Source organism: Curvibacter gracilis ATCC BAA-807 (assembly GCF_000518645.1).
Taxonomy (GTDB): domain Bacteria; phylum Pseudomonadota; class Gammaproteobacteria; order Burkholderiales; family Burkholderiaceae_C; genus Curvibacter; species Curvibacter gracilis.
In genome coordinates, this window is sequence record NZ_JADZ01000025.1 from 95,726 (window position 1) to 105,899 (window position 10,174).

At 67.7% G+C, this 10,174-nt stretch carries 9 protein-coding genes; all 9 read left to right on the plus strand.

What is annotated here, in order from left to right:
• Nucleotides 1-39 precede the first annotated feature (39 nt).
• Complete coding sequence (locus L880_RS0118660) at nucleotides 40-1,221, plus strand: acetyl-CoA C-acyltransferase (protein WP_027476958.1); 1,182 nt, start codon at nucleotides 40-42, stop codon at nucleotides 1,219-1,221.
• 13 nt (nucleotides 1,222-1,234) lie between these two features.
• Complete coding sequence (locus tag L880_RS0118665; RefSeq protein ID WP_027476959.1) at nucleotides 1,235-2,431, plus strand: acyl-CoA dehydrogenase family protein; 1,197 nt, start codon at nucleotides 1,235-1,237, stop codon at nucleotides 2,429-2,431.
• Nucleotides 2,432-2,447: 16 nt separating this feature from the next.
• Nucleotides 2,448-3,584, plus strand: a complete 1,137-nt coding sequence (locus L880_RS0118670; RefSeq protein ID WP_027476960.1) for an acyl-CoA dehydrogenase family protein — start codon at nucleotides 2,448-2,450, stop codon at nucleotides 3,582-3,584.
• Entirely contained in the window at nucleotides 3,581-4,384 is an 804-nt protein-coding gene (locus L880_RS0118675) for an oxepin-CoA hydrolase, alternative type (protein WP_027476961.1), read from the plus strand. The genes L880_RS0118670 and L880_RS0118675 overlap by 4 nt, the downstream gene beginning before the upstream one ends.
• A 28-nt stretch (nucleotides 4,385-4,412) precedes the next feature.
• Nucleotides 4,413-5,621 carry a CaiB/BaiF CoA transferase family protein gene (locus L880_RS0118680; protein ID WP_027476962.1) on the plus strand — a complete coding sequence of 403 codons (1,209 nt, stop codon included), beginning with the start codon at nucleotides 4,413-4,415 and terminating at the stop codon, nucleotides 5,619-5,621.
• A gap of 115 nt (nucleotides 5,622-5,736) precedes the next feature.
• Entirely contained in the window at nucleotides 5,737-6,723 is a 987-nt protein-coding gene (locus L880_RS0118685; protein ID WP_027476963.1) for a Bug family tripartite tricarboxylate transporter substrate binding protein, read from the plus strand.
• A 115-nt stretch (nucleotides 6,724-6,838) separates the two neighbouring features.
• Nucleotides 6,839-8,746 carry an acyl-CoA synthetase gene (locus L880_RS0118690; protein ID WP_051443423.1) on the plus strand — a complete coding sequence of 636 codons (1,908 nt, stop codon included), beginning with the start codon at nucleotides 6,839-6,841 and terminating at the stop codon, nucleotides 8,744-8,746.
• 35 nt (nucleotides 8,747-8,781) lie between these two features.
• On the plus strand, nucleotides 8,782-9,786 hold the full coding sequence (locus tag L880_RS0118695) for a Bug family tripartite tricarboxylate transporter substrate binding protein (protein WP_027476965.1): 1,005 nt from the start codon (nucleotides 8,782-8,784) through the stop codon (nucleotides 9,784-9,786).
• A gap of 28 nt (nucleotides 9,787-9,814) precedes the next feature.
• A partial coding sequence (locus L880_RS0118700; protein WP_027476966.1) for an electron transfer flavoprotein subunit beta/FixA family protein occupies nucleotides 9,815-10,174 on the plus strand: 360 nt, incomplete at its 3' end.

The window sequence follows — 10,174 nt, forward strand, 5'->3', positions numbered from 1 at the left end:
AGAGCCAGCCTGAACCCAACTTTTCAAGAGAGACTCACCATGCGCCAAGCCGTCATTGTTTCCACCGCCCGCACCCCGCTCACCAAGTCGCATCGCGGCGAGTTCAACATCACCCCCGGCCCCACGCTGGCCGCCTTTGCCGTCAAGGCGGCGGTCGAGCGCTCGGGCATCGACCCGGCCCTGATTGAAGACGCCATCCTGGGCTGCGGCTACCCTGAGGGCATCACCGGCCGCAACATCGGCCGCCAAGCCGTCATCCGCGCGGGCCTGCCGCTGAGCATCGGCGGCACCACCGTCAACCGCTTCTGTGCCTCGGGCCTGCAGGCCATCGCCATGGCGGCGGGCCGCATCGTGGCCGAGGGCGTGCCGGCGATGATTGCCGGTGGCGTGGAAAGCATCTCGGGCATCAAGAGCCGCGACGACGCCCAGCTCACGCTGGACCCCTGGATCGTCGAGCACAAGCCCGATCTCTACCTGTCGATGATCGAGACCGCCGACATCGTGGCCCAGCGCTACGGCATCAGCCGCGAGGCGCAAGACCGCTTCTCGGCCGAGAGCCAGCGCAAGACCGAAGAGGCCCAACTGGCCGGTCGCTACGCCGAAGAAATCGTGCCCTGCACCACCACCATGGCCGTGGTCAACAAAGAGACCAAGGAAGTCACGAAGCAAGAGGTGACCGCCACCGCCGACAACTGCAACCGCCGCGGCACCACCTACGAGGCCCTGGCCAAGCTGGCCCCGGTCAATGGCCCCGACAAGTTCATCACCGCCGGCAATGCCTCGCAGCTGTCGGATGGTGCCTCGGCCTGCGTGCTGATGGAAGCCGCCGAGGCCGAGCGCCTGGGCCTGCAGCCCCTGGGCGCCTTCCGGGGCCTGGCGATTGCCGGCTGCGAGCCCGACGAGATGGGCATCGGCCCGGTGTTCGCCGTGCCCAAGCTGCTGGCCCGCCACGGTCTCAAGGTCGAGGACATCGACCTGTGGGAGCTCAACGAGGCCTTTGCCTCGCAATCCATCTACTGCCAGCAGAAGCTGGGCATCCCCGATGAGCGCCTCAACGTCAACGGGGGCGCCATCTCCATCGGCCACCCCTTCGGCATGACCGGCGCCCGCCTGACCGGCCATGTGCTGCTCGAAGGCCGCCGCCGCAAGGCCAAGTGGGCCGTGGTCACCATGTGCATCGCCGGTGGCATGGGCGCTGCCGGCCTGTTCGAAATCTTCTGATCCCGGAGCCCTCATGGACCTGAATTTCACCCCTGAAGAAGAAGCCTTCCGCGCCGAAGTGCAGGGCTTTCTGCGCGACAAGCTGCCCGCCCGCCTGCGCGACAAGGTCAAGGCCGGCCTGCGCCTGACCCGGGACGACTCGGTGGAGTGGCACACCCTGCTCAACGAGCGCGGCTGGCTGGCCAACCACTGGCCCACGCAGTACGGCGGCCCGGGCTGGAACGCGGTGCAGAAGTTCATCTTCGAGCACGAATGTGCCGTGGGCGGTGCGCCGCGCATCGTGCCCTTCGGCGTCAACATGCTGGGCCCGGTGCTGATCAAGTACGGCAGCGAAGCCCAGAAGCAATACTGGCTGCCGCGCATCCTGAACGGCGACGACTGGTGGTGCCAGGGCTATTCCGAACCCGGCTCGGGCTCGGACCTGGCCTCGGTCAAGACCACGGCCGTGCGCGAGGGGGATCACTACATCGTCAATGGCCAGAAGACCTGGACCACGCTGGGTCACCACGCCAACATGATCTTCTGCCTGGTGCGCACCAACAAAGAGGCCAAGCAGCAGTCGGGCATCAGCTTCCTGCTGGTCGACATGAACAGCCCTGGCGTGGAAGTGCGGCCCATCATCACGCTGGACGGTGAGCACGAGGTCAATGAAGTCTTCTTCACCGACGTCAAGGTGCCCGTGGGCAACCTGGTGGGCGAAGAGAACAAGGGCTGGACCTACGCCAAGTACCTGCTGACCTACGAGCGCACCAACATCGCGGGCGTGGGCTTCAGCGTGGCCGCACTTGAGCGGCTCAAGCGCATCGCTGCCAAGGTGCAGCGCCATGGCCGACCCCTGATCGAAGACCCGTCCTTTGCCACCCGCCTGGCCAAGGTCGAGATCGACCTCGAGAACATGAAGACCACCAACCTGCGCGTGATCGCCGCCGTGGCCGGTGGTGGCGTGCCGGGCGCCGAGAGCTCGATGCTGAAGATCCGCGGCACCGAGATCCGGCAAGAGCTCACCTCGCTCACGCGCCGGGCCATGGGCCCCTACGCCTTGCCCTTCATCGAAGAGGCCATGTACGAAGGCTATGCCGACGAGCCCGTGGGCCCGGCCGAGGCCGCCCAGGCGGCCGCCATCTACTTCAACAACCGCAAGCTGTCGATCTTCGGCGGCTCCAACGAGATCCAGAAGAACATCATCTCCAAGATGATCCTGGGCCTGTGAAGCAAGGGACACCGCGATGAACTTTGAACACACCGAAGACCGCCGCATGCTGGCGGACACCCTGAACCGCTTCATCACCGAGCAATACCCCTTCGAGGTGCGCAAGCAGGTGGCGGGCAGCGAGCAGGGCCTGAGCACCGCCGTCTGGCAACAACTGGCCGAGATCGGCGCCCTGGGCGCCTTGTTCCCCGAAGGCGTGGGTGGCTTCGGCGGCGCGGGCTTTGACGTCAGTGTGGTGTTCGAAAGCCTGGGCCGTGGCCTGGTGGTCGAACCCTTTCTGGGCGCGCTGATCGTGGGCCGGGCCCTGGCTGCGGCCGGCAGCCCGGCGCAGCAGGCGGCGTTGGCCGGCCTGATCGACGGCAGCACCGTGGCCGCCCTGGCACACGACGAGCCTGGCAACCACTACGAGCTGTCGCGCGTGGCCACCCGGGCCACGCCCACCGCCACCGGTTGGCAGCTGGACGGCGCCAAGGCCGTGGTGCTGCAGGCCCAGGCCGCGCAGCTCTTGCTGGTCAGCGCCCGGGTGTCGGACGACATCGAGTCCGAAGACGGCCTCTCGCTGTTCCTGGTGCCGGCCGATGCCGCCGGTGTGCATCTGCGCAGCTACGGCCGCATCGACGGCGGGCGGGCTGCCGAAGTCACGCTGCAAGGCGTGCAGCTGGGCGCCGACGCCTTGCTGGGCGTGGCAGGGCAGGGCTTTGCCACGCTCGAGCTGGCCATCGGCTGGGGCCTGCTGGCGCTGTGCGCCGAGGCTGTGGGCGCCATGGACGTGGCCAAGCAGTACACACTCGAGTACCTGCAGACGCGCAAGCAGTTCGGCGTGCCGATCGGCAGCTTCCAGGCCTTGCAGCACCGCATGGCCGATGTGCTGCTGGAGATCGAACAGGCCCGCTCGGCCGTGATCAATGCCGCTGCCGCCATGGACGCCGATCGCCTGACGCGCGAGCGCGCGCTGTCGGCCGCCAAGTTCAGCATCGGGCGCATCGGGGCCCGGGTGGCCGAAGAAGCGGTGCAGATGCACGGCGGCATCGGCATGACCTGGGAGCTGCCCCTGGCCCACTACGCCAAGCGCCTGGTCATGATCGACCACCAGCTGGGCGATGAAGACCACCACCTGCAGCGCTACATCGCGCTGGGCCGGAGCGTGGCATGAGCAGCACCGACATCCTGCTGCAGCAGCGCGACGGCGCGGTGCTGGTGCTCACGCACAACAACCCGGCCGTGCGCAACGCGCTGTCACCCGAGTTCTATGCCGCGCTCACCGCAGCGTTGCAACAGGCCGCCGCCGATGATTCGGTCGGTGCCGTGGTGCTGACCGGTGCGGGTGGCATGTTCTGCTCGGGCGGCGACCTGCGCCAACTGATCAAGCGCCGCGAACTGCCCGAGACCGAGCGCCGCGAGCGCCTGGAAGGGCTGCACGACCTGATCCGCACCCTGCGCGACTGCCCCAAGCCGGTGGTGGCGGCGGTGGAGGGCGCGGCCGCCGGGGCCGGCCTGTCCATCGCCCTGGCCTGCGACCTGCTGGTCAGTGCCCGCGACGCCATCTACTCGGTGGCCTATGTCAAGGTGGGGCTCACCCCCGATGGTGGCGCCACCGCCTTCCTGGCCGAGTTCGTGTCGCGCCAGGTGCTGACCGAGCTGTGCCTGACCGGCGAGCGCATCACCGGCGAACGCCTGAACGCCCTGGGGGCGGTCAACCGCCTCACCGAAGCGGGCGACGCGCTGGCCCAGGCCGTGCACCTGGCCCGGCAGGTGGCCAGCGGCCCGCTGCAGGCCAATGCCGCCATCAAGGCCCTGTGCCGCTCCGCGCCCCAGGCCACGCTCGAAGAGCAGCTTGACCTGGAGGCCCAGCACATGGTGCGGGCCCAGGGCAGTGCAGAATCGCTGGAGGGCATCGGTGCCTTTCTCGACAAGCGCAAACCTGACTTCGTGAAACTGCGCCAGCCCGGCTGACCCCAACGATTTGACGGAGACAAGACCCATGACCGCTTCCCCCTCTGGACTGCCGCTGGCCGGCGTCCGTGTGCTCGATCTCTCCCGCGTGCTGGCCGGCCCCTGGTGCGGCATGGTGCTGGGCGATTTCGGCGCCGAGGTGATCAAGGTCGAGCACCCCAAGCGCGGCGATGACACCCGCGACTGGGGCCTGCGCATCGGGCAGACCGAGACCGCCTACTTCAACAGCGTGAACCGCAACAAGCGCTCGGTCACGGTCGACCTCAAGACCCCCGAGGGCCAGCAGATCGTGCGCGACCTGGCCCTGCAGTGCGATGTGGTGATCCAGAACTTCAAGTACGGCGATGTCGAGACCATGGGCCTGGGCTACGAGCAGCTCAAGGCGCTCAAGCCCGATCTCATCTACTGCTCGGTCTCAGGCTACGACCGCACCGGCCCCGAGGCCGCGCGCCCCGGCTACGACCTGCTGGTGCAGGGCGAGGCCGGTCTGATGGCGCTCAACGGTGAGGCCACCCAGCCCCCGTTGAAGTTCGGCGTGGCCGCGGTCGACATGTTCACCGGCATGTACTCGGCCCAGGCCGTGCTGGCGGCCCTGTTCGAGCGCCAGCGCACCGGCCAGGGCCGGCACATCGAGATGGCGCTGTTCGACTGCGGCCTGATGATCACCGCCTACTACGGGCTGGAGGCCTTGCTGCAGCAGAAAGACCCGCCGCGCTATGGCAATGCCCACCCCTCGATCGTGCCCTACGGCGTGTTCGACGCGGCCGACGGCCCGCTGGTGATTGCCGTGGGCAACAACGCCCAGTTCGAGCGCTTTGCCCGCGACGTGATCGACCGCCCTGACATCGCCAGCGACGAGCGCTTCAAGACCAACCTGGGCCGCGGCTCCAACCGCGACGAGTTGGTGCCCCAGTTGCTGGCCGAACTGAAGGCCCGCCCACGCAAGCTTTTGCTGGAGCGCCTGGCTGCGGTGGGCATCCCCTGCGGCGAGGTGCTGGGCCTGCACGAGGCCCTGACCTCCGAGCGCGCCGTGCGCGGCGGCCTGGTGACCGAGCAGCCGCACCCGGTGGCCGGCAGCATGGCCGTGCTGGCGCCGCCGTATCGGCTGGATGGCGAGCGTCTGCCGGTGCGCCGCCCCCCACCGGTGCTGGGCGAGGGCACGCAGGATGTGCTGAGTGAGCTGCTGGGCCTGGATGCGGCCCGCGTGGCCGACCTCAAGGCCCGCGGCGTGCTCTGAACCTCTTTTTCTGCCCCTTTCTGATTGCAACAAAGGCAGGCGGGCCACCCGGCCCCAGCCTGCCGACGGAGACTGTTTCATGAGCAAGATGTCTGCTGGCGCCTGGGGCGCCGGAATGCCCCTGGGCCGCCGCTGGGCGCTGGGCCTGCTGAGCGGGCTGCTGGCCGCCCACACCCTGGGCGCCGTGGCCCTGGCACAGAGCTTTCCGAGCCGCCCGATCAAGCTGATCGTGCCCTTCCCACCCGGGGGGCCCACCGACACCGCCTCGCGCATCGTGGGCCAGCGCCTGGCCGAGCGCCTGAAGCAGCCCGTGGTGGTCGAGAACCGGGCCGGTGCCTCGGGCTCGATCGCCGCGGCGGCCGTGGCCAAGAGCCCGGCCGACGGCTACACCCTGATGATGCTGGCCACCCCCACGCTGCTGGCGCCGCACCTGTACAAGAAGGCCGGCTACGACATCGTGAAAGATTTCAGCCCCGTGGCCACGGTGTACGACCTGCCCATCGTGATGGTGGTCAACCCCACGGTGCTGCCTGATGTGAACACGCTGGCGCAGCTGATCGCCAAGGCCAAGGCCCAGCCCGGCCAGATCAACTACACCAGCTCGGGCGCCGGCAGCTTCGGCCACCTGAGCATGGAGCTGCTCAAGCAGCTCGGCGGCTTCGACATGCAGCACGTGCCCTACAAGGGCGGCGTGCCCGCCATCACCGACTTGCTGGGCGGCCAGGTGCCGATGATGTATGCCGATCTGGTGGCCGCCTTGCCGCACATCCGTTCGGGCAAGCTGCGCGCCATCGCGGTGGGCTCGCCCCAGCGCGTGAGCATGCTGCCCGAGGTGAAGACCGTGGCCGAACAGGGCATCACAGGCTTTGATGCCGTGTCCTGGGGTGGCCTGATGGCCCCGGCCGGCACCCCCAAAGAGGTGGTGAACCGCGTGGCCGACGAGGTCAAGGCCATCCTGGCCGAAAAGGAAACGCAGGACAAACTTCTGCAGGCCGGCACCTTCAGTCGCTTCCAGGCGCCTGAGCAGATGGCCCAGCGCGTTCAACAGGACGACGCCAAGTGGGGCAAGGTGATCCGCGACAAAGGCATTGCACTCGAGTGAATGCGTGCCTGAAACCATCATGATCGGGGTCTCGTAAACGACAGACGGTTGGCTCATCCGGCTTTAACTTGCCGGGTTCTGTCTTGGCCCTTGTCCACTTCTTTTTCCAGCTTCCATGCCTGTGATCCACCCGCCTTTTTCTCAAGCCCACCCGGTGCGCAGCCGCGCCGACATCCTGCGCATCGAGCAGGCCCGCCCTTTGGCCGAGGCCTTGCCGGTGCGCAGCACCTACGAGATCTTCTGCAATTCGGCGGCCGCCTTTGGTGACAAGACTGCCTTGACCTTTCTGCGCACGGCCGACCCGGCCGATGCCCCGATCCGCTGGAGCTACCGTCAACTGCTGGCCGGCATCCACCAGACCGCCAACGCGCTGCACAGCCTGGGCTTTGAGCCCACCGACGCGGTGGCCGTGCTGCTGCCGGGTTGCCTGGAGTACCACCTGGCCCTGTGGGGCGGTGGTGCCGCAGGCATCGTGCAGCCACTGAACCCCTTGCTCAGTGACGAGAAGCTGGTGTCGCTGCTCCATGCGGCCCAGGCCAGGGTGCTGATCGCCTATGGTGCCGATGCCGAGGCCGGCTACTGGACCAAGGCCCGGCACCTGCTGGACCAGGTACCGACCTTGCGCACCGTGTTGCGTGTGCCACCGCACGACGAAGTGGACACACCGGCCTTGCCCGAAGGCGTGCAGTGCTTCCGCCAGCTGATCGCGGCTCAGCCCGATGACCGCCTGCTCAGCGGGCGCGAGATCCAGCCCACCGACATCGCGGCCTATTTCCACACCGGGGGCACCACGGGCGCTCCGAAGCTGGCGCGGCACAGCCATGGGGCACAGGTGTTCTCGGCCTGGGCCGGCATCCAGGTGCAGGGCATGGGCCCGAAGGACGTGACCATCAACGGCTACCCCCTGTTCCATGTGGCCGGCGTGCTGGCCGGTGCCCTGAGCGCCTGCTCGGCCGGGGCCGAGACCATCATTCCGACCACCAGCCTGATGCGCAACCGCGCCGTCATCCAGAACTACTGGAAGCTGGTGCAGACCTACCGCAGCACCGTGCTGTCGGCCGTGCCCACGGTGTTGGCCGCGCTGGCCAATGTGCCGCTCGACGGGGCCGACATTTCTTCGCTGCGCTATGCCCGCACAGGCGCCGCCCCCATGCCGCCTGAGCTGGCGCTGCGCTACCAGCAGCAGTTCGGCCTGCAGGTGCACGAATCGCTGGGCATGACCGAGATGGCGGGCATTTCCACCATCACGCCGCCCGGCGTGGTGGGGCCGGCGGGCTGCGTGGGCTTTGCGCTGCCCTTCGTGCAGATGCGCATCGTGCGCCTGGACGCCAGCGGCAACGCCAGCAACGAGGACCTGCCCGCAGGTCAGCCCGGCATGATCCTGTTCAAGTCGCCCAACCTGTTCTCGGGCTTTCTGGACCCGGCCGACACCGCCAAGGCCTTCACCGCGGATGGCTGGCTGGCCACGGGCGACCTGGGCTTTGTGGATGAGGAGGGGCGCCTGAACATCTCGGGCCGCTCCAAGGACCTGATCATCCGCGGCGGCCACAACATCGACCCCAAGGTGATCGAAGACGCGGTGGCGGCCCACCCGGCCGTGCAGCTCAGCGCCGCCGTGGGGGCGCCTGATGCCTACGCGGGTGAGCTGCCGGTGGTGTACGTCACGCTGGTGCCCGGCCAGAGCGTCACCGAGCAGGAGCTGCTGGCCTTTGCCGCCAGCCGCGTGGACGAGGCGCCGGCCCGGCCGCGCCACATCACCGTGCTCGATCAGATGCCCATGACCAACGTGGGCAAGATCTTCAAGCCCGATCTGCGCGCCCTGGCCACCCGGGCCGTGATCGAGGACCTGGCGCGCCAATGTGCGACCGAGGCCGGCCTAGCCCAGGCCCCTGAGCTGCGCATCGAACATTCAGCCGAGGGCTGGCTTGTGGCGCCCGCGAATGGGGAGGCCCCAGAGGCCTGGGCCCAGGCCCTGGCCACCGCCCTGGAGCGCCTGCCCGTCAAGGTGCGTTGGCAAGGCTGAGCATCAGGCCCCAAGAATTCAAAAAAGGAGACATCATGAAAGACATCCATCACAGCACCCGCCGCCACTGGCTGGGGCAGGCCGGCGCCGCCGGGCTGCTCCTGGCCGGGGCCATGCCCTTGCGTGCCGCCGAGCCCTGGCCCACCAAGCCGGTCAAGATCATCGTGCCCTTCAATGCGGGGGGCGCCACCGACACGGTGGCCCGCGTGATCGGCGAGAAGCTGTCCTCGCGCCTGGGCCAGCCGGTGCTGATCGACAACCGGGGCGGTGCCGCAGGCATCCTGGGCACCGATGCCGTGGCCAAGGCCGCGCCCGATGGCTACACCCTGGTGCTGTCGCTGAGCACCTCGCTGCTGATCAACCAGTTCCTGTACACCAAGATGCCCTACAACGCCCAGCGCGATCTGGCGCTGGTGTCGCTGATCGCCAATGCGCCCACGGTGTTGGTCGTCAATGCCGGCCTGCCGGTGAGCAACGGGGCCGAGCTGATGGCCTACATGGCCAAGAACAAGGGCAAGCTGTCGTATGGGTCCTGGGGCGTGGGCTCCCAGGCTCATCTGGCCGGCGCCTACATGAGCCAGGCCCAGGACGCTGACATGTCGCATGTGGCCTACAAGGGCGAGGCCCCGATGCTGCAGGATTTGATTGGCGGGCAGATTCAATTGGCTTTTGCCAGCGCCCTGGGCGCCAAACCCCACATTGAAACGGGTAAGCTCAAGGCCATCGGCGTCACAGGAGAGCAGCGCATGACCGTGCTGCCCAACGTGCCCACACTCCCTGAACAGGGGCTCAAGGACGAGGTGTACCGCACCTCGGGCTGGGTGGGCATGGCAGCACCGGCCAAAACCCCGGTGGACATCGTGCAACGCATCTCGAGCGAGGTGCGCGCGGTCTGCGCGCTACCCGACGTTAAGGAGCGCATAGCGTCCATGGGTTTCATGGCAGTGGGCAACACCCCCGAACAATTCGGTACATTCTACAAACGCGAATTTCCCGTCTGGGAGCGTCTGGTCAAGCAGTCTGGCGCCCAGCTCGACTGAACAAAGCATTCATTCAAGAGGAAGCAACATGAAGATTCTCGTCCCCGTCAAACGCGTGGTGGACTACAACGTGAAGGTCCGGGTGAAGTCGGACAACACGGGTGTGGACATCGCCAACGTCAAGATGAGCATGAACCCCTTTGACGAGATTGCCGTCGAAGAAGCGGTGCGCCTGAAGGAAAAAGGCGTGGCCACCGAGGTGATCGCGGTGAGCTGCGGCGTGGCCCAGTGCCAGGAGACCCTGCGCACGGCCATGGCCATCGGTGCGGACCGGGCCATCCTGGTCGAAACCCCCGCCGACCTCGAACTGCAGCCCCTGGCCGTGGCCAAGCTGCTCAACGCGCTGGTGGCCAAGGAGCAACCGGGCCTGATCATCCTGGGCAAGCAA

Coding starts and splice junctions, on each gene's coding strand:
- L880_RS0118665 (WP_027476959.1), top strand. CDS start 1,235: ATGGACCTGAATTTCACCCCTGAAGAAGAAGCCTTCCGCGCCGAAGTG.
- L880_RS0118685 (WP_027476963.1), top strand. CDS start 5,737: ATGCCCCTGGGCCGCCGCTGGGCGCTGGGCCTGCTGAGCGGGCTGCTG.
- L880_RS0118660 (WP_027476958.1), top strand. CDS start 40: ATGCGCCAAGCCGTCATTGTTTCCACCGCCCGCACCCCGCTCACCAAG.
- L880_RS0118690 (WP_051443423.1), top strand. CDS start 6,839: ATGCCTGTGATCCACCCGCCTTTTTCTCAAGCCCACCCGGTGCGCAGC.
- L880_RS0118695 (WP_027476965.1), top strand. CDS start 8,782: ATGAAAGACATCCATCACAGCACCCGCCGCCACTGGCTGGGGCAGGCC.
- L880_RS0118675 (WP_027476961.1), top strand. CDS start 3,581: ATGAGCAGCACCGACATCCTGCTGCAGCAGCGCGACGGCGCGGTGCTG.
- L880_RS0118680 (WP_027476962.1), top strand. CDS start 4,413: ATGACCGCTTCCCCCTCTGGACTGCCGCTGGCCGGCGTCCGTGTGCTC.
- L880_RS0118670 (WP_027476960.1), top strand. CDS start 2,448: ATGAACTTTGAACACACCGAAGACCGCCGCATGCTGGCGGACACCCTG.